Raw genomic sequence first — 22735 nt, 5'->3', positions numbered from 1 at the left:
CCACACCGCCAGGTCAGACCTCGGGCAGCTCCCCGCCGAACGCGGCGGCGAGCCGCAGCCAGGGCGCGGCTTCCTCCGGCCGTCCCTGCCGCTCCAGCGTCCGCCCGAGCAGCAGGTGGGCGTAGTGCTCGACCGGGTCGCGGTCCACGACCACGCGGAGCGTCGCCTCGGCCTTGCCCAGCTGCGCCGAGTGGTAGTAGGCGCGGGCCAGCAGCAGGTGGAGGTCCGTCTGGAACGGCACCTCCCCGGCCACCGACGCGAGCAGCCGCGCGGCCCCGATGTAGTCGCGCGCCTCGAACAGCAGCTGTGCGCGCTCCCACTTCTCGGCCGGCGTCTCGACGTGGTCCGCGTCGAACAGGCGCGTCGCCGTCACCCAGCGATCCGCCGCCACCTCACCGTTGCGGTGGTACGCGTTGAAGTCGTAACCCGTGCTGTCGTGCACCGCGAATTCGTTCCCCATTGCAGAACCTCCCTTCCGGACGCGTACAACGCCGCGCACCGGCAGGTATTCCCTCACCGCAGCGCGCGGAAGGTGTGGTGCCGCCAGATCCGCCGCGAGACCTCCTCCGGGTAGGCGCGCACCTCGTCCCGCGCGTCGAACACCCGCGTGAGCCGGTCGGCGCCGTAGGCCGGCCAGCCCGGGTCGCCGGTGCGCGCGAACGCCGTCCACGCGGACCGCATGCGGTCCGACAGCGTCACCGGCAGGACCTCGCCGTCGACCACCGGGGCGAACGGGATCATCTTGTGGGCGGCCTGTCCCCACCGCCCGGTGAATCGGTCCATCTTGGACATGACCTCGTCGCACACGGCCGGCAGCAGCTCCGGATCCACAGTGGACAGATCCCCTGCGGTGGGACGCAGGCCCAGTTCGGCGGCGCACACCCCGGCGATGTCGGAAGCGAGTTCGGGCGTGAAGAACGTGCCCGGCACGCTGCTCGCGACCGCCCGGTGGAACAGGCCCCGCGCGCGGGGCATCGCGAGCAGCGCGGCGACCGATCCGCCGCCGGCCGACGGCCCGAAGACCGTCACGCGGTCCGGGTCGCCGCCGAACGCGCGGACGTTCGCGCGCACCCACCCCAGCGCCGCCACCTGGTCCAGCAGGCCGCGGTTCGGCGGGGCGCCCTCCAGCTGCGCGAAACCCTCGATGCCGACGCGGTAGTGGAACGTCACCACCACGACGCCGCCGGACGCGAGCCGCGCGCCGTCGTACTCGGGCAGACCGGACGTGCCGAAGAGGTAGGCGCCACCCTGGATCCACACCATGACCGGCAACGAGGCGTGACGTCCGGCGGCCACACGTTCACCGTGAGCCAGTCGTCGCCGCTGCCGCCGAGCTCGTCCATGCCGAACACCGAGGGCTGCGGTGGCGGCGGACCGAACGCGAGCGCGTCCCGCACACCGCCCCACGCCTCGACCGCTGCAGGTGCGCCGAACCGCACCGGCAGCGTCGCGAACGGGATGCCGCGGAACACCGCCGTGCCCGCTTCGACCGCACCACGAACAGTTCCGGCCGATCAGGCCGTCACGACGACCTTGGCCCGCGCGTGCTCCGACTCGACGTGCCGGATCGCGGCCGGGGCGTCGGTGAGCGGGTAGATCCGCTCGATCACCGGCACGAGCCGTCCCGACTCGGCGAGGTCCCGCAGCGCCGCGAGGTTCTCCTTGCTGGGCTTGGCTTCCAGCACCACGAGCCGCTGCCGGGTGAACGAGCCGAGCAGCTTGCCCCCGATGATGAGCCGGTACGGCCCGAACAGCACCCCGCCGGTGAAGCTGCCCCCACCCGAGAGCACCAGCGTGCCGTCGGGCGCGAGCAGCCCCCGCAGCTCGCGCATCGACCGGTTCCCCACCAGGTCGAAGACGACGTCGTAGCGCTCGCCGGTGCGGGTGAAGTCGGTGCTCCGGTAGTCGACGACGTGGTCGGCCCCGACCGACCGCACCTGCTCGACGTTGCGCGTGCTGCACACGCCGGTCACGACCGCCTTGCGCGCCTTGGCGATCTGCACCGCCATCAGCCCCACTCCGCCCGACGCGCCGTTGATCAGCACCTTCTGCCCGGCCCGCACCTCGCGCAGGCCGGTCCACGCGGTGTTGCCCGCCAACGGCAGCGTCGCCGCCTGCTCGAACGTCAGGTTCGACGGCTTGTGCTCCACCAGGTGCGCCGGCACGCGGACGTACTCGGCGAAGGATCCCTCGACCTCGCCGAACACCTCGTCCCCCACCTGCAGCATCCCGCTGACACCGGGCCCGACCTCCGCGACCACCCCCGCGAAGTCCATCCCCCGGATGCGCGTCTTCGGCGCTTTCAACCCGAGGAACAGCCGCGCGAAGTACGGGTCACCGCGCATGATGTGCCAGTCCGCGGCGTTGACCGACGACGCCCGCACCCGCACCAGGACCTCGCCGTCGCCGGGCACCGGCCGTTCGACCTCCCTGAGCTCCAACACGTCCGCGGAGCCGTACCTGTCCTGGACGATCGCCTTCATCGCGGCCTCCCTCGCTTGCGCAGAAAGGTAAGCGGCGAAGGGTCCCGGCCACATCGGGGACGACCCCTACGGCGAGCCCGGATCTCCTCCGGACACAGGAGCGCGGGGACTACAGCGGCAGCTGGTCGCCCGTCTGCTCCTTCACCAGGTACTCGGCATACCACTCGGGCCAGTTCTCGTCGGCAAGGTCGGGGTGACTTCGCGCCGGCAGTTGCGCGACGCGAAGTTCCAGCCACCCGGCTCAGCCCGCGGTCCACCTGACCGCGGTCCTGGCGATCTCGTCCGCGTCCCCGGCGGAGCCGACGGCGACACCACCGCCGTTGACCGCCGTCACCCTGCCGATGTAGGTGTCCGCGGGCAACGGCAGGGCGCTCCGCTCACCGGCGGCATTCCACCGGTAGGGCTTGGAGTTCACCGTGCTGACGACGGAACCGCTGTCGTCGATCCACGCGGCGCGGCCGTTGCCGCTGAACTCGGCGGTGGAACCGTTGCGGTTCCAGCGCACCGAGCGCCCCTCCGACTCCCCGACGACGTCGCCGTGCTTGTTCACGCCCGTCCCCTTGGAGGAACGGCTCCACGACGAGTCGAGAAGGGTGTACGAGCCGTCGGGGTTCCAGCGAACCGCCCTGGTCGCTCCGTCGTCGATCCAGCCGGTCGCGAAACCGTTGGCCGACACCGAGTTCACCTGGCTGAAGCGGGTGCCCGCCGGCACCGCCAACGGGCTCGGCACGCCGTGGACGTCCCAGCGGACCGCGACCCACTCGGTCAGCTTCACCGAGTCGAGGTAGTAGCCGTAGACCACGCCGGTGTCGTCGATCCCGGTGACCGCGGTGTAGCGCTCGGGAGGTGTGCTCAGGACCGTGTGCGTCCCGTCGAGGTCGAACCGCAGCGCGGCCTTGGTCCCCACCTGACCGGCGACGACGCCGGCGTTGTTGACCGCCTTCGCCCTGATGTCCGGCGCGCCCGCGGGGCCGCCGAGGTCCCTGATCCCGCCGTCCGCCTCCCACCTCACCGCGCGGATCTGACCGCCGACCGTCGCGGTGCCGACCGCGACGCCCGCGTCGTTGACCGCCTCCGCCTGGTGCGCCGTGGCGCCGGGAAGCCTGTCGAGCTCCGTCACGGTGGTGGCCGCGTGTGCCGGTGCCGACGCGACTGACACGAACAACGCTGTGGACAGCGCAATGCCGAGAACACGACTCATCTCATCCCCCCAGATCTGTGAGTCAACGGGGTCGACCCTACCAGCGGGGAGATCGTCGTGACCAGGGCTTCCACCCACGTTCCGCAGCAAGTCCGATGTGGACGGAGCCCTGGGCGCGACCAGGAGCCGCGCCCTTCGCACGAGGCTCAGTTCCCGGCGGCCAGCCACTCCGCCAGACTGGTCGGCTGCAGTTGCGCACCCTCGCCCGGAACCAGCTGCCTGCCCGTCAGCGACGTCCCGAAGTACTCGGCCCGCAGGTCACCCACGACCTCGCGCTCGTCACCGCGGTGCGTCAGCACGGTGCGGATCCAACCGTCCATTGTGAACTCCTCCGGCCCGCCGATCTCCAGCACGCCGGCGACCGGCTCGGTGGCGGCGGTCCGGGCCACCACCGCGGCGACGTCGGAGGCCGCGACCGGTTGCACGCCACCGTGCGGGAGGTGCACGGTGCCGTCGACCTCGGCGGAGTTCGCGATGGCGCCCGCGAACTCGAAGAACTGGGTGGCGCGGATGATCGAGAACGTGAGGCCCGACTCGCGGACCAGCTCCTCCTGCGCCACCTTCGCGCGCAGGTAGCCGGACTCGGGCAGCTCGTCCGCGCCGACGATCGACAGCGCGACGTAGTGGCCCACCCCCGCCTCGGTGGCCGCCTTGGTGAGGTTGGTCGTGGCGGTGGTGAAGAAGTCCATGACGTCGTCGTCGGCGAACGACGGCGAGTTCGACACGTCGACCAGCACGTCGGCGCCCTTCAGCACCTCCTCGACGCCCTCTCCGGCGAGCGTGTTCACGCCGCTGTCCGGGGACGCGGGCACGGCGTCGGGGCCGTGCTCGGCGAGCCTCTTCACGACCTGGCTGCCGATCAAGCCCGTGCCGCCGATGACTACGATCCTCATGGTCCGTCCCTCTCGTGAGCCCGCCCCGTGCGGGTGTTCACGAGCTGAGACAGGACAGCCCCCGCGGTTGTGACAGGCTTACCGGAACGCCTTCAGCTTCTCGGGGTTGACCAGCCACAACACCTGGTCGATGCCCTCTCGCGAGGCCGTCACGGTGATCACGGCGTAGGTGCCGCTCTCGTTGCGCAGCCGGATCGCGGCGAGGCCGTTCACCTCGACGAACGACGCCTCCGCGCCCGCCCAGAACGACGGCGCCCAGCCGGGCACGATCTTGGCCAGCGAGGCAGCGCCGACCAGCGGGCGCCCGGCCGCCCTGATGGCGCCGTTGCTGTCGGAGTAGCTCACGACGTCCTTGGCGAACAGCTCCTCGAGCGCCGCCAGGTCACCGGCCTGCGCGGCGGCGACGAACGCCTCCAGCAGCCTGCGCTGGTCCGCCCGGTCGACGGGCGCGCGCCGCCCGGCCGCGAGGTGCTTGCGCGCCCGGCTGACCAGCTGCCGCGCGGCGGCCTCGCTGGTCCGCACGATCTCGGCGATCTCCCCGTACGGGTAGTCGAAGGCCTCGCGCAGCACGTATGCGGCGCGTTCGGTCGGGGTGAGCTTCTCCAGCAGCATCAGCACCACGAGCTCCAGCACCGCGCCCTGCTCGGCCCCGACCTGCGGGTCCGCCGAGGTGTCCACCGGCTCGGGCAGCCACGGGCCGACGTAGGTCTCGCGGCGGGCCCGCGCGGTCTGCGACTCGTTGATCGCGAGCCGGGTGATGGCGGTGGCCAGGTACGCCTCGGGGTTGCGCACGGCCGAGCGGTCGGCGAGCTGCCAGCGCAGCCACACCTCCTGCACCAGGTCCTCGGCGTCGGTCACGCTGCCGGTCATGCGGTACGCGATGCCGAACAGCCTGGGCCTCGCCGCCGCGAACGCCGACTCGGCCCGGTCCAGCTGCTGCGACATCAGCACGCCCCTCTCTCCGCGGCAACGTTAGCGCCGTTCGGAGAGAGGTGTGCTGTGGCGCCTCGCACGGACGGCACGCACCGAATCCGGATGCGCGTGACCCCTTTCGTGCGCAGACTGGCTCGATGATCACCGATCGTCCCAGTCCTCCGCTCCGGGCGGGCGAACGCGAGACCCTGCGCGGGTTCCTCGACTTCCACCGCGCCACTCTCGCGATGAAGTGCGACGGCCTGTCCGACGACGACCTGCGCCGCCGCTCCATGCCGCCGTCCACGCTCACGCTGCTCGGGCTGGTCCGCCACATGGCCGAGGTCGAGCGGACGTGGTTCCGCAAGGTCATCAACGGCGAGGACCTCCCGCTGGTGTGGTCGGACGAGGGCGACTACCAGGTGGCCTACGACGCCTCGGGGTCGACGAGGTCCGAGGCGTTCGCCGCGTGGCAGGCCGAGGTCGAGCACTCGCGCCGCATCGAACGCGAGGCCGAGTCGCTCGACGTGACGGGCTACCAGCCGCGGTGGGGCGAGGAGGTGTCGTTGCGGCTCGTGATGAACCACCTGTGCCACGAGTACGCGCGGCACAACGGCCACGCGGACTTCCTGCGCGAGGGGATCGACGGCGTCACCGGGGCGTGAGGCTGCGCCCCGCCGCCGCCACGACGGCCGGGTCGCGCAGATGCCGTTGCAGTGCCAGCAGATCGGCCACCTCGGCGTCCACATCGGACGCCGCCGACCACGCGGAGGTCTCCGCCGGGTGCAGCGCCGGCGGAGACAGCAGGCCGATCCGCAGCACGCACGCGTCCAGTGCCAGCGGTTCGACGACGCCCGCCTCCTCCAGCTCCACCCCGGCGAAGGCCCGCGTGTCCGGCGAGACCCGGCCGGACAGCTCCAGCTGGGCGTCGCGGATCTCCACGGTCCGCCGGTACAGCCGCAGCTCCAGTGACCCGGCGAACCAGCGCGGCGGCGCTCCGAGCACCACCGAGGGCACCGCCTCGACCAGCTCCGTCCACAACGGACCCAGTCGGCGGTACCCGCGCAGCCGCCGCACCCAACGTGCGACGTTCAGGCCCACCTGGACCAGCCCGGCCGTGACGGCGAGCAGGATTCCCAGGAACAGCGTCAGCTCCGTGATCTGCCCGTACGTCACGTACCGGGTGCCGCGCGGCACGAACCCGAAGCCGTACGCCACCACGTACCAGCACCGCAGGCCCGAGTAGGCGAGGTTCGCCAGGCAGGCCAGCCACAGCAGGAACAACGCCACCCGCAGAGGTCCGCGGGCCTCGCGGCGCCACAGCGGGAACAGCAGCACCGCTCCGGCGACCATGCCCGCGCTCGTGACGGCGATGTTCGTCAGGTGGTAGACGATCGTCGCCGGGTGCGTCGGGTGCCAGTAGGCGAAGTCCGGTTCCTCCAGGGACCGCGGCACGACCAGGAACATCGCGGTCATCACCACGGCGGCGCCGGCGAGGACGCACAGGCCCGCCGTGACCAGCCGGGTGCGCCTGCCCGTCACCATCAGCCCGAACCGCAGCACGGACGCGACGCCCGCGAGCGCCGCGAGGTGCCCGATCATGATCGCGAGATCCGGCACGCCGGTGACCTGGTCGATCGCGTACCGCAGCTCGCGCACGACGGTCGTGGCGGACACGGCGAAGCACAGGAACGCGAGCGCCACCACCCGGTCCTGCGGGGACCGGCTGATCGTGCGCAGCCGGAAGACGACGAAGCCCCAGACGACCACCAGCACGGCGAACACCGGAGCGGGCAGCTCCACGGACGGAAACCTGAGCACTAGCCGTCTCCCGATGGGCCGAACACGTCGTTGATCACGCCCAGCGCCCCGTCCGGGCGGACCGGCGCGGCACCCCAGCCCGCCTGCTCGCGGATGAGCGCGGCGACCATCTCGGCCTCCTGCTCCTCGGGCGTGGAGTAGCGGGTGCGCAGCAGCACGCGCCGCACGACGGCCGGGTCGAGGTCACCGAGCAGCGCGGTGAGCCCGCTGTCGTCGTGGGCGAGCGTGTGGTCGCAGAGCATGTGCCCGATCTCGTGCAGGATGATGTTCTGCTGGTGCAGCGCGGACGCGCCGCGCGCGTGGAAGACGTGGTCGGCCGCGGCCGTCGACACCCACAGCCCGCACGGCAGGTCCGCGGCGCCCGTGTGGGGCAGCGGGTGCAGGTGGAGCTCACGCCCGCGACTCGCGGCGACCTGCGCGCGCAGGGCCTCGATCGAGAACGGCCTGGGCACCTCGAACCCGGCGAGCCGCTCCCGCGCCCGCCTGCGCAGCCGGCCCCACCCCGTCACGGCTCGTCGTCGTCCCCGGCGGGCGGCAGGCCCTCGATCGAGCGGGCGTGCTGGATCATCCCGAGCACGGCCTTGATGCTCGCCGGCGAGAGTCCGTTCGCGCGCAACGCCAGTGAACGCACATCGCTGTCGCGCAGCGCGACCAGCAGCTCCAGCTGGTCCTCGATGCCGCTGGTGTCGTCGTCGAGGAAGTACGACGTCGGCACGCCGAAGAAGTGCGCGAGACCTTCGAGGTGGCGCTTGGTCGGGTTGTCGCGCAGACCCTTGCGCAGCTGCCAGACGTAGGTGTGCGAGATCGAGATGCCGGCCTCGCGGATGGCGGCGGCCACCTCTTCGTAGGTGTACTCGCGCTGACCCGCCGGGCGCACCGCCTTGAACAGCCGATCCAGCCGCCCGGCCAGCGAGCCGGGCTGCTCCCCCTGGGCTACCACCCGCCCATCCTAGTTGACCGCGATCACACGGCATCCGCTTGACCGCGCTTTCCGGCGCGTGCGAGAGTGGCGTCAACTCAGATTTATGATCATGAGCAGGCGTCAACGGCGCCGAAACTGGGGGTGTGGAGGGCGGACGTTCCCTGGCGTCCACCCTCCACCGGCTCGTCAGCGCCCGGCCGCGGCGCCGGGCGTCATGGGTCAGCGACTTCTCCGCCCCCGCGCCGACTGCGCGGTGGAACCGCACGGCTGCGCAGCGCTCACCTCCGCCGTCCGTCGCTTCGATCGAGGTCGTGGAGGGTATTCCTGATCACGGCGCAGCCCGTGCGAGAGGGCCGCCGACCCGCATCGCCGCCACGACGGCGGCCAGACCCGGAGGTGATCGTGCTCTTCCACGTGCGGATGGACGTCTCCCTGCCCCACGACCTGGACCCGAACCGCCGCGCCGAGCTGGTGCGCGCCGAGAAGGACCGCGCACTGGAGCTGCAGAAGATGGGCGTGTGGCTCCACCTCTGGCGCGTGGTCGGGCAGTACGGCGACATCGGCATCTTCGACGTGCCCACCCACGACGAGCTGCACGCGTTGCTGTCGTCGTTACCGCTGTGGGAGTTCATGCGGGTCGAGGTGACCCCGCTCGCGACGCACCCCTCCGACCTCGCGACCCAGCCCTGACCACTGCTCGGCGTGCCGTGAGAAAGACCGCGTGCTCGAATGTCGACTTCCTTGGACCTCGTTCGTCCTCGGAGCGACGACTGGAGGACACGGCATGCACTACATCTTCCTCATCTACAACTGCGAGGACCGCCCGAAGCCCGGTGAGCCGGGGTTCGAGGAGATCCTGACCCGCGTCAACGCGTTCGCCGACGAGTGCCGCCGCCGGGGCGCGTTCGTGGCCGGCGACCCGCTCAAACCCGTCACCACGGCGACCACCGTGCGGGTGCGGGAGGGCAGGGCGATGCTCACCGACGGGCCGTTCGCCGAGACGCACGAACACCTCGGCGGGTACTACCTGCTCGACTGCCGCGACCTCGACGAGGCCCTGGAACTCGCCGAGATGATGCCTCAGGCCCAGTTCGGCGCCACCGTCGAGGTGCGGCCCGTCGAGCGCATCCCCGGGCTGAACCACGGGGTGGCATGAGCGACCTCGCGTCGGCCGCGGTCGAACGCGTGTACCGCGAGCACCGGACCAGGATGCTCGCGGCGCTCGTGCGGGCCCTCGGCGACTTCGAACTGGCCGAGGACGCGCTGCAGGAGGCGTGCTCGCAGGCGCTGCGGAGGTGGCCGCGCTCGCAGGTGCCGGACGACCCGTTCGCGTGGCTGCTCACCGTCGCGCGCAACCACGCCCTCGACCGCCTGCGCCACGCCAGGATGGCGCGCGCGAAGCTGCCCGCTCCCGCACCCGAGGCGGTCACGATGAGCGAGAAGCAGCTGGTGTCGCTCGGCGACGAACGGCTGAGCCTGATCTTCACGTGCTGCCACCCCGCGCTCGCCGAGGAGTCGCGGGTGGCGCTGACCCTGCAGGCGGTGGCGGGCTTCACGGCGGCGCAGATCGCCCGGACGTTCCTCGTCGCCGAACCCGCGCTGGCGCAGCGCCTGGTCAGGGCCAAGCGCAAGATCCGCGACGCCGGCATCACGTTCGAGGTGCCCGCCGACCACCTGCTGCCCGAGCGCCTGCGGGGCGTGCTCGCGGTGCTGTACCTCGTCTTCACGCGCGGCTACACGACCGCGGACGCCTCGCTCCGGCTCGAAGCGCTGCGGCTGGCCAAGCTGCTGGCGACCCTGATGCCCGACGAACCGGAGGCGCACGGCCTGGTGGCGTTGATGCTGCTGCACAACTCGCGCAGCGCCGCCCGCCTGTCCGCCGACGGTGACGTGGTGCTGCTGGAGGACCAGGACCGCACGTTGTGGAACACCGACGAGATCGCCGAGGGCATGGCGCTGCTGGACCGCGCGCTGCGGTTCGGCTCGCCGGGCCCGTACGTGCTGCACGCCGTGATCGCCGCCCTGCACGTGCAGGACCCGGTCGACTGGGACCGCGTGGCCGCCCTCTACGCCGAACTCCTCGTGGTGGCACCGACTCCGGTGGTGCGGCTCAACCACGCGGTCGCCGTCGCGATGACCGCCGGTCCCGCCACCGGGCTCGAGCTGATCGACGGGATCACCGGCCTCGCCGAGTACCACCTGCTGCACTCCGCCCGGGCCGACCTGCTGCGGCGCCTGAGGCGGCGGGACGAGGCCGCCGCGGCGTACCGGACCGCGCTGGAGCTGGCGGTGAACGCGGCGGATCGTCGTTTTCTGACCGGGCGTCTGCGTTCGCTGGAGGTGTCCTGATGAGGCTGGACGTGCTCGACCGCGGTCACCGGCCGGCGGTGCGGTTGTTCTTCGGTTTCAGCAGGCTGGTGTCGGGCGTTCCGATGTCGGACGTGCCGAAGGCGCTGCTGTACCGCCCGGAGTTCTTCGGCGCGGTGTTCCTCGACCTCACGGCCAGGACGATGCGCGGGCCGTCGTCCTGGACGGCGGGCGAACGGGAGTACCTGGCGCGGAGCACGTCCGAGCGCCTGCGGTGCCCCTTCTGCGCGGCCACGCACGCCGAGCTGCTGAAGATCGCCGGAGACCCGTCGCCGCCGCGTCCCGAGCTCGTCGCGGCCTCGCGGTTCCTGGAGACCCTGTCCCCTCCCGGAGGTGTGTCCCGGACCGCTCTGGCGGACGCGCTGGACGTCAGCCTGGTCTTCCACGTGGTGAACCGGCTCGCGAACGCTTTCGGGTTCGCGCTGCGGCCGGGCCAGCTCGAGTCGGGCACCCGGTCGCTGCACAGGTTCGGCTACCGGTTCCCGCGCCTTCTCACCGGTCCGGGCGCCGGTGGTCCCGAAGAGCTGCGCCGTGCCGTGCTGGACACCCCCGCCCGCACGCCCGTCGCACTGCGCCGTGCGGCGGCCGCCGGAGATGCGTGGGGTTCCTACGCGGCAACGGTCCGGTCGGCCTCCCACCGGATCACCGACGAGGACGTGGCGCGGCTCGCACGGGAGCACACCGAGGACGAGGTCTTCGAGGTGACCGTCGCCGCCGCCGTGGGTGCCGCCCTCGACCACTTCGACCAGGGCGGGAGAAATCTTCGGACCTGATGTCGAGTTCCGGGCTCCCCGCTCGTCCTCCGCTCACAACACCGACCGAGCCGAAGGAGCGATCGAGATGTCCGGACAGGTCAACTGGTTCGAACTGCCCGCCGACGACACCGGGCGGGCGCGGGCCTTCTACGCCGGGGTGTTCGGCTGGGACACCAGCCCGATGGGCGAGGACTACCACGTGATCACCAACGGCGCGGCCGGCGCCATCGCGGCCGGGGACGCCCAGCTGACCCAGCCGCGGATCTACTTCCACACCGCGGACATCGACGCGTCCGTGCTCAGGGTCGCCGAGCTGGGCGGCAAGGCCGAGGACGTCCAGGCGGTGCCGGAGGTCGGCCGCATCGCCCACTGCACCGACGACCAGGGCACGCCGTTCAGCCTGTACGAGCCGCAGGGCTGACATCCGGTGGCCCGCCGCGAGGCGGGCCACCCGTCCGTCCTCATCGGACGACCCGTCTGCCGCGTTACCATCGTCGCCATGCCAGACGTCGGCGTCCTTTCCGCGCACCTGCTCTCCGGGTTCCAGAAGGAGCTCTTCACCCGTCTCTCCGAGTCGGGCCACGGACAGCTCCGCCCGCGGCACGGCGCCGTCATGGCCCACCTCGGCGTGGACGGCAGCCGGGCGAGCGAGCTGTCCGAACGCTCCGGGCAGCACAAGCAGGTCATCGGCACGCTGATCGACGAGCTGGAGGCCCTCGGTTACGTCGTCCGCCAGCCGGATCCGGCGGACCGCCGGGCGAAGCTCGTCGTGCCCACCGCGCGGGGCCGCGAGGAGATGGTGCTGGCCAAGAGGATCGTCGGCGAGATCGAGCGGCGGTTCGCCGAGCTCGTCGGCGCCGAGCGGTTCGCGGAGTTCAAGGCCGTGTTCGACGAGATCGCCCGCACGTACTAGCCGAGCACGATCTCGTCGCGGTGCGCGGCGAGGAAGTCCTTGAGCGTCAGCCACTGCCGCACGAGCTCCCGGGTCTCGGCGGTGGCGCAGAGTCGCGTGCACCCGCCGGCAGCCGTAGGTGCCACCGGAGGTCGTGTGGACATCCGCGATCTCGGCCGCCAACTCCTCGTCCTGGTGCTGCCGCGGTGGTGGGTCTGCCTGGCGCTGGACACAGCCGCAACAGGTGAAGGAGGCGAACCCGAGGACTCGGAGGGCAGGCTCGACCCCGAAGCGGCCGCCAAGTTGCGAAACAAGCTCCACGACCGTCGCCGGGCCGGTTCGAGTTCCGAGCGGAGATCCGGCTCCACTTCGGTCGGGTAGCGCCGCAACAAGGGCTTGGCTGTTCGGCCGAACCCCACCGGGACAGCGAGAGGCCCCGCTCGGCGAGCGGGGCCTGCGCATCCGAGGCCTCAGCCGACCGGCGGGGACATCGTGAACCAGTTGAAGCCCTCGACCAGAGGCTTGTTCTGGTCGGCGTACGCCGTGCCGGACAGCTCCCAGCGCTCGACCGAGCGGTACGTGCCGGGCTGCAGGCTCTCGTCGACCGGCGTCGCCTCGTCGTCCTTCACGGGCAGGTACTCGTAGACCGACCGGCGCGTCAACGTCACGGCCAAGGTCTCGTAGGCGGACTGCGTGTCGAGGTAGCCCGGCTTGCCGTGGTCGGCCGCCTCGGCCGGGTCGGCCAGCCGCAGCTGCACGAAGTCACCGCCGAACGAACCCTTGGCCGACACCACCGTGACGAGGTGCCCGCCGTCGCGCTTCAGGCTGTTCTGCGGACCGGCGACGTAGCGGCCGTACCACATCTGCACCGGGCCCTGGCTGAGCTTCTTGGCCAGGTCACCCGCGAAGTCCGGGCCTGCGGTGGTACTGATCCCGCCGGTCGCCGTGGACCACCCGGCGTCCCGGGCGGGCTTGGTGGCGATGTTCCACGCGGTGCGCAGGTTGCCCGAGTAGGTGCCGTCCTCGACGCTCCACTTGGAATCCGTGGCGATCCGACCGATCGAGTTGGTGACGATGCCGTAGTCGGCCGGGTTCCTGGGGTCGAGGTCGCGGACCTTGGTGGTGAGCCAGCCGACCGGTGCCTGCTTCTCGTGCCCCCAGTAGTGCAGCACGTTGTAGAGCGATGACGGACCGCAGTGGGTGCCGCCGTTGGCCGCGAAGCCGGCGCGGTACTGGTCGACGTCGCTGACGGCGCACTGCTTGACCTCGAAGTCGGGGCCGGTGATGTCGGCGATCTTCACGCACGGCGGCGGCGTGCCGATGATCGGGTCGGCGGCGGCGAGGCCGGGCAGGGCGACGGAGCTGACGGCGGCGGTGGCGATGGTGGCGATGACGACCTTGCGCAACATGGGGTTCCTGCCTCCTGTGGAGGGGGCCACCTCCCGCGGCCCCCTTCGGTAGGAGAAGCTTGACCTGCGCAGACGTCGATGGCATGAGGGTCGATCCCTCACCTTCGGCTGCGAAAAAGATGGGTGTATCAGGCCTACCCCCACCCGACTCCTACACGGTGCTGTCCGCGAAGCCTGACCGCGGCCGGTCGACACGGCGACGAGCACCGCGGACCGCACCACGACCTCATCGGCGCAGGCTGATCAACAACGCGATTCCGGCGGACAGCGCGATGACGCCCGCCACGACGAGCTGGTTGAGCCAAACGGCCCACACGCCGCCTTCCGCCGGTCGCAGCGCCACGACGATCAACCACCCGGCCAGCGCGATCGTCAGCGGCTGGATGAACGGCACGTCCAGCGGCGCCATCGCCCGCACCATGCCGAGCAGCATGATGACGACGGCCAGGCCCATCGACCACCAGTACGGCCGGAAGGCGTGCAGCGAAGCACCGAAGTGCAGCACCGGTGGCGCGGCGACCAGCCACACCCCGGCCAGGAAGGCGGCTACACCGGCCCTGCTTTCGACAGTTCGTCCGTGTACATCCCCCACACGGGTAATTCTCGCCTGTGGAAGGCCTTCTGGAACACCCCCTGTTCGTTCCGGTACCTCGCCGCACTTGTGGAGATCCGGTGCAGATCCGGTGAAGGTGTGGCCGTCGGCGAAAAATCCAGCCGTGCGCGGACCTAGCGTCGTGCGGTATGGACACCGTGGACGTGCTCGTGGTCGGCGCCGGGCTGGCCGGCCTCAACACCGCGCGGCTGCTCGCCGGCGCGGGGCTCGACGTGGCCGTGTGCGAGCGCAGGACGAGCCTCGAGACCGGCATCCGCACCACCGGCATCTTCGTCCGGCGCACGCTCGACGACTACGAGCTGCCGCACCTCGGGCCGGCGGTGCGGCGCGTACTCCTCTACCCGCCTTCCCTGCGGGAGCCGGTCGAGTTCGTGAGCGCCCGTGACGAGTTCCGCGTCGGTGACATGGAGGGGATCTACGCCGCCGCGGTGCGCGACGCCGAACGCGCGGGCGCGCGGGTCCGCCTCAACGCGAGCTACCCGGCGAGGTCCACGAAGGCGCGCTTCACGATCGGCGCGGACGGCGCGCGGTCCACCGTGGCGAAGACCCTCGGCCTCGACGTCAACCGGCGGCTGATCACCGGCATCGAGGAGGTCTACCCGGTCAGGGCCGGGTCGGTGCCGACGTTCCACTGCGTGGTCGACCCCCGGCTCGCACCCGGCTACATCGCCTGGGTCATCGACGACGGCGAACACGCGCACGTCGGGCTGGCGGGCCGCGCCGACCGGTTCGGCGCACCGCTTCCCCAGCTGCTGCGGCGCTTCCGCGACAGCTTCCCGGCACCGGAGCCCGCCGGCCCGGTCAAGCGCCGGGGCGGGCCGATCCCGGTCGGCGGGCTGCTGCGCAGGATCGTGTCGCCGCGGGGCCTTCTGGTCGGGGACGCGGCCGGAGCGGTCTCGCCGCTCACGGCGGGCGGACTCGACCCGTGCATGCGGATGTCCGAGCTCGCCGCGTCGGTGACGTTCGACTACCTGCGCAGCGGCAACAGGTACGTGCTGGAGCACTACGACGCGGCGGCCCTGCGGCGCCGGTACCGCAGCAGGTCCCTGATGCGGCGCGGGTTGTCGCTCGTGCGCGGGCCGGGTCTCGCCGAGCTCGCCTTCAGCGCACTGCGCACCCCGCCGGGAAAGGCCGTGGCGAAGCGGATCCTGTTCACCTGACACCGCCCGGGGACGCGCACGTCCCCGGGCAGCAGCCATCTCCCCTACGGCGTCCAGGGCGAGCTGACGGCCCAGCTCACGTCCTGGTCGTACGAGACGGGGTTGTCGTACACGTGCGCGCCGCCGTTCGAGGCGACCCAGACCTCCTCCTGGTAGTGCCGGATGTTCGTGCCCAGCTCGTTGACCGACTCCAGTCGAACGCCTCCATTGCCCTGCTGCGCGCAGAACGTCGCGTCGCGCCGGAACAGGTCGGTGTTGTCGTTGGTGCCGAGGCGGACGCGGAAGTCCGCGTGCCGCAGGAACTGGCCGGGGATGTTGCGCGACTCGAGCGAGTAGCAGGTCGGGTCGGCGAGCCCGCGGCGCACCACGAACGTCGCGTCGCCCTTCGTCAGCGCGTCACTCGTGCCGGTCACGACGTCCGTGCGCGCCAACGACTCCCGGTGCCGCAGGTAGCGGTCCGCGAAACCGGGCGTGGTCACCCGGAACGACCGCGCCTGGTCGAGCGGCAGGTCCGCGCCGCTGCGCCACAGGCCCGTGCCGATCGCCCACGTGGTGTCCGCGGCGAACGAGCTCGCGGTGTCCCAGGGGTTCGGGCCACCGGAGCGCGCCAGGTACACGCCCTCGTTGTGGTGCCGCACGAACGAACCGCGCACGTTGTAGGACTCCAGCGCGGTGCCGCCCGAGCCTTCCCGCGCGCAGAACGTGGCGTCCGCCGCGATCGTGCCGTTGTTCACGTCGGTCCGGATGCGACCGTTGCTGTGCCTGAGGAACCGGCCGGGGAAGTTCCGCGACTCGAACGACAGGCAGGCCGCGTCGGCGAGTCCGGGACGCGGGTGGAACGTGGCGTCGAGCCTGCCGAGGTCGGTGCTGATCACGTCGGTGCGGGCCAGCGAGTCCTGGTGGCGCAGGTACCGGTTCGTGTAGCCGGAAGTGGTGACGCGCAACGACACCACGTCGTCGGGGCTCACCGCCGTGCCGCGCGCGACGGCGAGCACCCCGAGGTTGACGGCCCGCACCCGCGACTCGGTCATCTTCAGCACGCGCCGGTCGTAGGTGTAGAAGCCGTTGACCTCGTTTTCCACGTCGTAGGGTTCGGTGTAGACCATGGCGGACAACCCGCGCGTGTGGACGAGCCGCTGGACCTGCTTGATGACCTCCTCGTAGCGCTTGGTCAGCGACGCTTCGTCCGGGTACAGGGCTCCGTAGGCGAATCCGGCACCCGGCTGGTACTCGTGGCCGGCGATCCTGCGGCCCAGGCCACCGAACTCGCCGAGCACCGCCACCCGGTTGGCGTCGGGCTGCCGGGTGTTCGCCGAGACCTGGTAGTGGTGGTCGTCGACGACGTCGCCGTTGCCGGGATCGGGGTCCGAGACGCAGCAGTTGGACCCCGAGTTGTGGTTGACCAGGCGGGTGTTGTCGATCGAGCGGACCAGGTCGACGATCCGGCCGGCGTCGTACTCGCCCCAGCCCTCGTTGAACGGCACCCACTGCACGATCGACGTGATGCCCTTGAGCTGGTCGATCATCCGGCGCAGCTCGGACTCGTGGTTCGCGCGCCCGTTCGGCACCTCGTCGACCGCGTCGAGCGACGGCATGTCCTGCCACACCAGCAGGCCCAGCCGATCGGCGTGGTAGAACCAGCGCGCCGGTTCGACCTTGATGTGCTTGCGGACCATGTTGAACCCCAGCGCCTTCTGGCGTTCGAGGTCCCACCGCAGGGCCGCGTCGGTCGGCGCGGTGTAGATGCCGTCCGGCCAGTAGCCCTGGTCGAGCGTGCCGCTCTGGAAGACGAACTTCCCGTTGAGCAACGGCCGCATGACGCCGCCGACCACCGCCTTGCCGAGCGAGCGCATGCCGAAGTAGCCGGTGGCGGAGTCACCGCTGCCCAGGGTCACGCGCAGGTCGTAGAGGAACGGGTCGTCGGGCGACCACAGCCGGGCGTTCGGCACCGGCACCCGCAGCGGGGTGCCGGTCGTGCCGGTCTGCCTGCCGACGACCTGCCCGCCGCTGAGCACCTCGGCGGTGGCGGACTGCCCCGCGGTGCCCTGCACGACGAGGTCGAGAGCGCCCGCGGCGACGTTCGGCGTGGTGTCGAGCCGCGTGATGTGCGCGCTGCGCACCGGTTCGAGCCACACCGTCTGCCAGATCCCCGACGCGGCGGTGTAGAAGATGCCGCTCGGGCTGCGGCGCTGCTTGCCGACCGGGTACCGGCTGCCGTCGACCGGCGAGTGCACGCCGACGACGATCTCGTTCGTGCCCGCCCGGAGCGCGGAGGTGATGTCGAACGAGAACGCGTCGAAGCCGCCGGTGTGCGTGCCGACCTGCCGGCCGTTGACCCAGACGCGCGTCTCCCAGGTCACCGCGCCGAAGTTGAGCTTGACGTTGCGACCGTTCCAGGTGGGCGGAATGGTGAAGGTGCGGCGGTAGAACATGTTGTCCTCGTGCCGCTTGATGCCCGACAGGGCGGACTCGATCGGGTACGGCACGAGGACGCCTTCGGCCAGTGGCCTGCCGATCGGCGGGTTGCCGAGGTCCGGTGCGCCCGCGAACTCCCACACTCCGTTGAGGTTCTGCCACTCGGGGCGCTGGAGCTGCGGACGCGGGTACTCGGGCAGCGCATTCGCCGGCGACACCTGGGAGGTCCAGGGCGTCGACAGCGGAGGGGTCTTGGGGACCCACTCCACCGCGTGCGCTGCGGGGGTGAGGGAGGTGGACGTGATCAGGATGCCGACCAACACGCCCAGGACGCGTCTGGTCATGGTGCTCCTATCTCCGGAGTATTCGTTGCAGGACGACGACGATGAGGAGGAACGCGCCGCTGACCACCGACTGGTAGTTGCTGTCGAGCGTGCCGATCTGGTTGATGACGTTCTGGATGACCTTGATCAGGCCGACGCCGATCACGGTGCCGAGCACCGTGCCCATGCCGCCGGTCAGCAGGGTGCCGCCGATGACGACGACGGCGATCGCGTCGAGTTCTAGGCCGACGCCGATGACCGTGACGCCGGACTGCAGGTAGGCGGCCGTCAGGGCGCCGGCGAGGCCCGCCAGCGTGCCGCTCATCGTGTAGACGAGGACCTTCGTCCTGGCGATCGGCACGCCCATGAGGACGGCCGACTGCTCGGCTCCCCCGGTGGCGAACACGTTCTGCCCGAAGCCGGTGCGGTTCAGCACGATCCCGCCCAGCAGGCACAGCACGGCCGCGACGAAGATCGGGTAGCCGAAGCCGAAGACGGTGCCGCGCCCCAGTTCGACGAACGCGCTGTCCGGCGGGATCTGGTAGGTGGTGGCGCCCTCGTCGGTGATGACGAGCAGCAGGCCGCGCGCGAACAGCAGGGACGCCAGCGTGACGATGAACGGCGCCATGTTCGTGCGGGCGATCAGCAGCCCGTTGACCAGCCCGATGAGCCCGCACACCACCAGCGGCAGAAGCAACGCGACCAGGAACCCGTGCTGCGAGCCCCAGGCCGCGAGCACACCGCCCAGGGCGTAGACCGAGCCCACGGACAGGTCGATGCCGCCGGTGATGATCACGAACGTCATGCCGAGCGCGATCACCGCGAGGAACGCGCCCTGCAGCGCGAGGTCGCGCACGTTGTCGAGGCTGCCGAAGCGCGGGAAGACCAGCCAGGACACCGCGACCACCAGCGCGAGCGCGACGGCGGGGCCCTGGCGTTGCAGGACCTTCGCCCGCGACGCCCCGGCCGGGACCGCGGCGGTGTTCGCCGGTGTGGCGGTGGTGGTCATCGGCGCTCCCGTGCCACGTAGACGGCGGCGATGATGATCGCGGCCTGGATCATCTGCGCGATCGAGTCCGGCAGGTTGTGCTTGATCAGCGTCGCCCTGACGAGCTGCATCAGGACCACGCCGAACACCGTGCCGAGAACCCGGACCCTGCCCCCGGTGAGCGGGGTCCCCCCGACGACCACCGCGGTGATCGCGGACAGCTCCATCAGCAGGCCCATGTCGGCCGGGTCGCTGGCGGACAGCCTCGACGTGGCCAGCACGCCCGCGACCGCGGCGAGCACGCCGCAGATCGCGTAGACGCCGATCAGCACCCGGTTGACCGGGAGCCCCGCCAGGGTGGCCGCCTTGCGGTTGCCGCCGATCGCGACGAGCTGGCGGCCGAACGTGGTGCGGTTCGTCAGCGCCGCCACCGCGACCGCCAGCACGCCCGCGACCAGCACGCTGATCGGGACGCCGAGCACGTCACCGGTGCCGAGCGCGAGGAACGCCGGGTCGTGCAGCTGGACGAGCTGGCCGTCCGCGATGACCAGCGCCAGGCCGCGCCCGCCCACCAGGAGCGCCAGGGTCGCGACGATCGGCTGGATGCCGACCCCGGCGACGAGGACGCCGTTCACCACCCCGGCGAGCACGCCCGCCACCAGGGCCATCGTGATCGCGACGAGCGGTCCGGCGCCCAGGTACAGCGGGATGATCGCGGCGGCCAGCGCCATGACCGCGCCGACGCTCAGGTCGACGCCCTCGGTGCCGATCACCAGCGCCATGCCGAGCGCGACGATCAGCACGGGTGCCGCCTGCACGAGCTGGGTGGTGAAGTTGCCCGGCGTCAGGAAGTTGGCCGTGAACAGGGCGTTGAACAGCAGCAGCACGCCAACGGCGACGTAGACACCGTTGTCCTGCAACCACCGCGTTCGCGCGGCCGTTCTAGTGGCTGTCAGCGTCATCGGTCACCTCCGCCGCGATGGCCTCGAGCACGTGCTCACGGGTGAGCCGGTCCCCTTCCAGTTCCCCGGCGACGGTGCCGTCCCTCAGCACGACGAGCCGGTCCGCGCCGTCGAGCAGCTCGTCGAGCTCGGAGCTGATCAGCAGCACCGCCAGGCCCTCCCGCGCGAGCTCGTCGACCAGGGCCTGCACCTCGGCCTTGGCGCCGACGTCGATGCCGCGCGTCGGTTCGTCGAGGAGCAGGATCTTCGGTTCGGTGCACAGCCACCGGGCCAGCAGCACCTTCTGCTGGTTGCCGCCGGAGAGCTCCGAGACCTTCTGCTCGGGGCTCGACACCTTGATGCGCAGGCGCTGCACGAAGGTGTCGACGATCCTGTCCTGCCTCGCCCTGCTGACGACGCCGAACCGGCTGAGCCTCGGCAGCGCCGCGAGGACGATGTTCTCGCGCACGGAGAGGTTCGGGATGATCCCCTCGGTCTTGCGGTCCTCGGCGAGCATGCTGATGCCCGCCCTGGTGGCCGCCTTGACGCCGCGCGCCACCGGTGCGCCGGCGACGACAACGGTGCCGCCGTCGATCGGAAGCGCGCCGAGGATCGCCTTCGCGGTCTCCGTGCGGCCGGACCCGAGCAGGCCGGCGAGGCCGACGACCTCACCGGGCCGGATCGAGACGCTGACCCCGTTGATGCGCGGCTTGCTGGTGAGGTTCCGCGCCTCGAGCACCGGTTGCGCGTCGGCGTGGTGGCTCTCGCCGAACGCCGTGGTGCCCTGGCTCTCGATCTCCTTCACCGACCTGCCGAGCATCAGCGAGACCAGCTCGATGCGCGGGAGGTCCCGCAACGGGCCGCTGTGCACGTTCCGCCCGTCGCGCAGGACCGTGACCGTGTCGCAGATCCGGTACAGCTCGTCCATCCGGTGGCTCACGTAGATGATCGCGATGCCGGCCTCGTGCAGCGTGCGCACGACGCCGAGCAGCGTCTCCACCTCGCGCGGTTCCAGCGACGACGTGGGCTCGTCCATGATCACGACGTCCGCGTCGGCCTCGACCGCCCTGGCGAGCGCGACCATCTGCTGCTCGCCGACCGCGAGCGTCCCGAGCGGGCTGCTCACGTCCGCCGTGATGCCGTAGCCCCGCAACAGCTCCGCGGCGTCGGCGTCCCGGCGGGCACGGTCGATCAGGCCGAACCGGGTGCGCGGCTCCCTGCCGAGGAACAGGTTGGCGGACACGCTCATCAGCGGGACGAGGTTGACCTCCTGGTAGATCGTGGAGATCCGCCCGTTCCGGGTGACCCGGCCGGCATCCGGGGTGTGGATGCCGGTCAGGACCTTGATCAGCGTCGACTTGCCGGCGCCGTTCTCCCCCACCAGCGCGTGGATCTCACCCCGCGCGAGGGTGAAGTCCACGTCGCCGAGGGCGCGGACGCCGGCGAAGGTCTTCGTGACGCCGGCGACCTCGATGACGGGGCCGGTGGGCGTGTCAGTAGGCATTGGCGAGCTTCTGCGCGGCGTTGGTGGTGTCGTACTCGTCGTCGGAGATCACGATGGTGTTCGGGATCTCGTCGCCCTTGCCGAACTTCTCCAGCGTGTCGAACGCGAGCGGGCCGAAGCGCGGGTTGGACTCGACGACCGCGGTGTAGCTGCCGTCCGCGACGAGCTGCACGGCGTTGCGCGTGCCGTCGACGGAAACGATCTTGACGTCCTTGCCCGGCTGCTTGCCCGCGGCCTTGAGGGCGGTGACGGCGCCGACGCCCATCTCGTCGTTCTCGGCGTAGACGGCGGTGATGTCCGGGTTGCTCTGGATGAGCTGCTCCATCACGGCCTGGCCCTTCGACCGGTCGAACTCACCGGTCTGCTCGGCGACCACGGTGAGGCCGGGGGTGCCCGCGATGCCGTCCTTGAAGCCCTTGGTGCGGTCGACCGTGACGTTGTTGCCCGACGCGCCGAGCAGGATCGCGACCTTGCCGGTGCCGCCGGTCGCCTTGATCATCTGCTGGGCGGCGCGCTTGCCCTGCTCGACGAAGTCCGAGCCGATGAACGTCAGGTAGTCAGTGCAGGGCTGCGAGGTCACCTTGCGGTCGATCGTCACGACCGGCACCTGCTTGGCCTTGGCCGCGTCGAACGCGGGCTGCAGGCCGTCGGAGTTGAGCGGCGCCACGATCAGCAGCTTCGCGCCGCGGTCGATCAACGACTTGATGTCGCTGATCTGCTTGTTCAGGTCGCTCTGCGCGTTGGTGTAGAGCAGCTCGGCTCCGCGCTTGGCGGCCTCGTCCCGGATCGACTGCGTCTCGGCCGTGCGGAACGGGTTGGCCTCCTTCTCCGACTGGGAGAAGCCGACGACGGCGCCCTTGAGGTCCACCTGCGGGTACCCGGACCTGGCGCGCGAGCAGCCCGGACCGGACGCCTGGTTCTCCGCGGCACTGGCGGCGGGCCCGCCACTGGTCGTGGTCTGCGGGTTCTCCCTCGCGGTGCAACCGGTCACGAGCAGGGCGGCGACAGCGACGAGCAGTAAGCGAGACATCTTTGGCTCCTACACCGGGCTATGCGTGGACGCGCTCTCAGGCGCTAGATTTGCATCGTTGTTCCAACGATGTAAAGACTGAGGACTTCCCGGTACTCTTCCCGGT

24 protein-coding genes and 1 pseudogene are annotated in these 22735 nt (G+C 71.1%); 8 read left to right on the top strand and 17 right to left on the bottom strand.

Going from position 1 to position 22735, the window contains the following annotated elements; translation table 11 throughout:
• Positions 1–13 precede the first annotated feature (13 nt).
• The 6 genes and pseudogenes from V1227_RS01860 to V1227_RS01835 form a co-directional block, all read right to left on the bottom strand.
• Positions 14–460 (bottom strand): tetratricopeptide repeat protein, encoded by a 447-nt coding sequence (locus V1227_RS01860; protein WP_329790654.1) that lies wholly within the window; start codon positions 458–460, stop codon positions 14–16.
• Positions 461–513: 53 nt separating this feature from the next.
• A pseudogene (locus tag V1227_RS01855) lies at positions 514–1472 on the bottom strand (carboxylesterase family protein).
• 42 nt (positions 1473–1514) lie between these two features.
• Positions 1515–2483 carry an NAD(P)-dependent alcohol dehydrogenase gene (locus V1227_RS01850; protein ID WP_329790653.1) on the bottom strand — a complete coding sequence of 323 codons (969 nt, stop codon included), beginning with the start codon at positions 2481–2483 and terminating at the stop codon, positions 1515–1517.
• Positions 2484–2724: 241 nt separating this feature from the next.
• The gene (locus tag V1227_RS01845; RefSeq protein ID WP_329790652.1) at positions 2725–3684 is read right to left on the bottom strand and encodes a hypothetical protein; all 960 of its coding nucleotides are present in this window, start codon (positions 3682–3684) and stop codon (positions 2725–2727) included.
• 146 nt (positions 3685–3830) lie between these two features.
• Entirely contained in the window at positions 3831–4577 is a 747-nt protein-coding gene (locus tag V1227_RS01840; RefSeq protein ID WP_329790651.1) for an SDR family oxidoreductase, read from the bottom strand.
• A gap of 78 nt (positions 4578–4655) precedes the next feature.
• Complete coding sequence (locus V1227_RS01835; protein ID WP_329790650.1) at positions 4656–5522, bottom strand: RNA polymerase sigma-70 factor; 867 nt, start codon at positions 5520–5522, stop codon at positions 4656–4658.
• Positions 5523–5647: 125 nt separating this feature from the next.
• On the opposite strand from V1227_RS01835, the gene V1227_RS01830 reads away from it, so the two are divergent.
• On the top strand, positions 5648–6154 hold the full coding sequence (locus tag V1227_RS01830; RefSeq protein WP_329790649.1) for a DinB family protein: 507 nt from the start codon (positions 5648–5650) through the stop codon (positions 6152–6154).
• Here the strand turns inward: V1227_RS01830 and V1227_RS01825 are convergent.
• The 3 genes from V1227_RS01825 to V1227_RS01815 are packed head-to-tail and all read right to left on the bottom strand — an operon-like array spanning position 6141 to position 8250.
• A complete protein-coding gene (locus tag V1227_RS01825; protein ID WP_329790648.1) occupies positions 6141–7292 on the bottom strand; it encodes an MAB_1171c family putative transporter in 1152 nt (383 codons plus the stop codon). The genes V1227_RS01830 and V1227_RS01825 overlap by 14 nt on opposite strands.
• Positions 7293–7309: 17 nt before the next feature.
• Positions 7310–7819, bottom strand: coding sequence for a hypothetical protein (locus tag V1227_RS01820; RefSeq protein ID WP_329790647.1), 510 nt, complete (start codon positions 7817–7819; stop codon positions 7310–7312).
• Positions 7816–8250 (bottom strand): XRE family transcriptional regulator, encoded by a 435-nt coding sequence (locus V1227_RS01815; RefSeq protein WP_236223275.1) that lies wholly within the window; start codon positions 8248–8250, stop codon positions 7816–7818. The genes V1227_RS01820 and V1227_RS01815 overlap by 4 nt, the downstream gene beginning before the upstream one ends.
• 384 nt (positions 8251–8634) lie before the next feature.
• Here V1227_RS01815 and V1227_RS01810 point away from each other — a divergent pair, with 384 nt between their 5' ends.
• The 6 genes from V1227_RS01810 to V1227_RS01785 all read left to right on the top strand — a co-directional run bounded on the left by V1227_RS01810 (position 8635) and on the right by V1227_RS01785 (position 12267).
• Positions 8635–8922, top strand: a complete 288-nt coding sequence (locus V1227_RS01810) for a muconolactone Delta-isomerase (protein ID WP_329790646.1) — start codon at positions 8635–8637, stop codon at positions 8920–8922.
• Positions 8923–9016: 94 nt separating this feature from the next.
• Entirely contained in the window at positions 9017–9388 is a 372-nt protein-coding gene (locus V1227_RS01805; protein ID WP_329790645.1) for a YciI family protein, read from the top strand.
• Positions 9385–10581, top strand: coding sequence for an RNA polymerase sigma factor (locus V1227_RS01800; protein WP_329790644.1), 1197 nt, complete (start codon positions 9385–9387; stop codon positions 10579–10581). The genes V1227_RS01805 and V1227_RS01800 overlap by 4 nt, the downstream gene beginning before the upstream one ends.
• The gene (locus tag V1227_RS01795) at positions 10581–11372 is read left to right on the top strand and encodes a hypothetical protein (protein WP_329790642.1); all 792 of its coding nucleotides are present in this window, start codon (positions 10581–10583) and stop codon (positions 11370–11372) included. The genes V1227_RS01800 and V1227_RS01795 overlap by 1 nt, the downstream gene beginning before the upstream one ends.
• 67 nt (positions 11373–11439) lie before the next feature.
• Positions 11440–11775, top strand: coding sequence for a VOC family protein (locus tag V1227_RS01790; protein WP_329790641.1), 336 nt, complete (start codon positions 11440–11442; stop codon positions 11773–11775).
• Positions 11776–11853: 78 nt separating this feature from the next.
• Entirely contained in the window at positions 11854–12267 is a 414-nt protein-coding gene (locus V1227_RS01785) for a MarR family winged helix-turn-helix transcriptional regulator (protein WP_329790640.1), read from the top strand.
• Here the strand turns inward: V1227_RS01785 and V1227_RS01780 are convergent.
• The 3 genes from V1227_RS01780 to V1227_RS01770 form a co-directional block, all read right to left on the bottom strand.
• Positions 12264–12392: a hypothetical protein gene (locus V1227_RS01780; RefSeq protein ID WP_329790639.1), complete on the bottom strand. Its 129-nt coding sequence runs from the start codon at positions 12390–12392 to the stop codon at positions 12264–12266. The two genes, V1227_RS01785 and V1227_RS01780, sit on opposite strands and share 4 nt — an antisense overlap.
• A gap of 324 nt (positions 12393–12716) precedes the next feature.
• On the bottom strand, positions 12717–13655 hold the full coding sequence (locus V1227_RS01775) for a hypothetical protein (protein WP_329790638.1): 939 nt from the start codon (positions 13653–13655) through the stop codon (positions 12717–12719).
• A 226-nt stretch (positions 13656–13881) separates the two neighbouring features.
• The gene (locus V1227_RS01770; RefSeq protein ID WP_329790637.1) at positions 13882–14247 is read right to left on the bottom strand and encodes a hypothetical protein; all 366 of its coding nucleotides are present in this window, start codon (positions 14245–14247) and stop codon (positions 13882–13884) included.
• 149 nt (positions 14248–14396) lie between these two features.
• Here V1227_RS01770 and V1227_RS01765 point away from each other — a divergent pair, with 149 nt between their 5' ends.
• The gene (locus V1227_RS01765; protein WP_329790636.1) at positions 14397–15428 is read left to right on the top strand and encodes an NAD(P)/FAD-dependent oxidoreductase; all 1032 of its coding nucleotides are present in this window, start codon (positions 14397–14399) and stop codon (positions 15426–15428) included.
• Between the two features lie 44 nt (positions 15429–15472).
• On the opposite strand, the gene V1227_RS01760 is transcribed toward V1227_RS01765, so the two are convergent.
• Genes V1227_RS01760 through V1227_RS01740 form a run of 5 tightly spaced genes read right to left on the bottom strand, consistent with a single transcriptional unit; the run spans position 15473 to position 22629 of the window.
• Positions 15473–18187 (bottom strand): AbfB domain-containing protein, encoded by a 2715-nt coding sequence (locus V1227_RS01760; RefSeq protein ID WP_329790635.1) that lies wholly within the window; start codon positions 18185–18187, stop codon positions 15473–15475.
• Between the two features lie 7 nt (positions 18188–18194).
• On the bottom strand, positions 18195–19175 hold the full coding sequence (locus V1227_RS01755; protein ID WP_329790634.1) for an ABC transporter permease: 981 nt from the start codon (positions 19173–19175) through the stop codon (positions 18195–18197).
• Positions 19172–20116 (bottom strand): ABC transporter permease, encoded by a 945-nt coding sequence (locus tag V1227_RS01750; RefSeq protein WP_329790633.1) that lies wholly within the window; start codon positions 20114–20116, stop codon positions 19172–19174. The genes V1227_RS01755 and V1227_RS01750 overlap by 4 nt, the downstream gene beginning before the upstream one ends.
• A complete protein-coding gene (locus V1227_RS01745) occupies positions 20097–21599 on the bottom strand; it encodes a sugar ABC transporter ATP-binding protein (RefSeq protein ID WP_329790632.1) in 1503 nt (500 codons plus the stop codon). The genes V1227_RS01750 and V1227_RS01745 overlap by 20 nt, the downstream gene beginning before the upstream one ends.
• Entirely contained in the window at positions 21589–22629 is a 1041-nt protein-coding gene (locus V1227_RS01740; protein WP_329790631.1) for an ABC transporter substrate-binding protein, read from the bottom strand. The genes V1227_RS01745 and V1227_RS01740 overlap by 11 nt, the downstream gene beginning before the upstream one ends.
• Positions 22630–22735: the final 106 nt, after the last annotated feature.

The organism is Lentzea sp. DG1S-22 (assembly GCF_036321065.1).
Lineage (GTDB): Bacteria > Actinomycetota > Actinomycetes > Mycobacteriales > Pseudonocardiaceae > Lentzea > Lentzea jiangxiensis.
Note: the sequence above shows the minus strand (reverse complement) of the source record. Positions and strands in the feature narration are given on the sequence as shown.

Coding starts and splice junctions, on each gene's coding strand:
- V1227_RS01860 (WP_329790654.1), bottom strand. CDS start 460: ATGGGGAACGAATTCGCGGTGCACGACAGCACGGGTTACGACTTCAAC.
- V1227_RS01850 (WP_329790653.1), bottom strand. CDS start 2,483: ATGAAGGCGATCGTCCAGGACAGGTACGGCTCCGCGGACGTGTTGGAG.
- V1227_RS01845 (WP_329790652.1), bottom strand. CDS start 3,684: ATGAGTCGTGTTCTCGGCATTGCGCTGTCCACAGCGTTGTTCGTGTCA.
- V1227_RS01840 (WP_329790651.1), bottom strand. CDS start 4,577: ATGAGGATCGTAGTCATCGGCGGCACGGGCTTGATCGGCAGCCAGGTC.
- V1227_RS01835 (WP_329790650.1), bottom strand. CDS start 5,522: ATGTCGCAGCAGCTGGACCGGGCCGAGTCGGCGTTCGCGGCGGCGAGG.
- V1227_RS01830 (WP_329790649.1), top strand. CDS start 5,648: ATGATCACCGATCGTCCCAGTCCTCCGCTCCGGGCGGGCGAACGCGAG.
- V1227_RS01805 (WP_329790645.1), top strand. CDS start 9,017: ATGCACTACATCTTCCTCATCTACAACTGCGAGGACCGCCCGAAGCCC.
- V1227_RS01800 (WP_329790644.1), top strand. CDS start 9,385: ATGAGCGACCTCGCGTCGGCCGCGGTCGAACGCGTGTACCGCGAGCAC.
- V1227_RS01795 (WP_329790642.1), top strand. CDS start 10,581: ATGAGGCTGGACGTGCTCGACCGCGGTCACCGGCCGGCGGTGCGGTTG.
- V1227_RS01790 (WP_329790641.1), top strand. CDS start 11,440: ATGTCCGGACAGGTCAACTGGTTCGAACTGCCCGCCGACGACACCGGG.
- V1227_RS01785 (WP_329790640.1), top strand. CDS start 11,854: ATGCCAGACGTCGGCGTCCTTTCCGCGCACCTGCTCTCCGGGTTCCAG.
- V1227_RS01775 (WP_329790638.1), bottom strand. CDS start 13,655: ATGTTGCGCAAGGTCGTCATCGCCACCATCGCCACCGCCGCCGTCAGC.
- V1227_RS01765 (WP_329790636.1), top strand. CDS start 14,397: ATGGACACCGTGGACGTGCTCGTGGTCGGCGCCGGGCTGGCCGGCCTC.
- V1227_RS01760 (WP_329790635.1), bottom strand. CDS start 18,187: ATGACCAGACGCGTCCTGGGCGTGTTGGTCGGCATCCTGATCACGTCC.
- V1227_RS01755 (WP_329790634.1), bottom strand. CDS start 19,175: ATGACCACCACCGCCACACCGGCGAACACCGCCGCGGTCCCGGCCGGG.
- V1227_RS01750 (WP_329790633.1), bottom strand. CDS start 20,116: ATGACGCTGACAGCCACTAGAACGGCCGCGCGAACGCGGTGGTTGCAG.
- V1227_RS01745 (WP_329790632.1), bottom strand. CDS start 21,599: ATGCCTACTGACACGCCCACCGGCCCCGTCATCGAGGTCGCCGGCGTC.
- V1227_RS01740 (WP_329790631.1), bottom strand. CDS start 22,629: ATGTCTCGCTTACTGCTCGTCGCTGTCGCCGCCCTGCTCGTGACCGGT.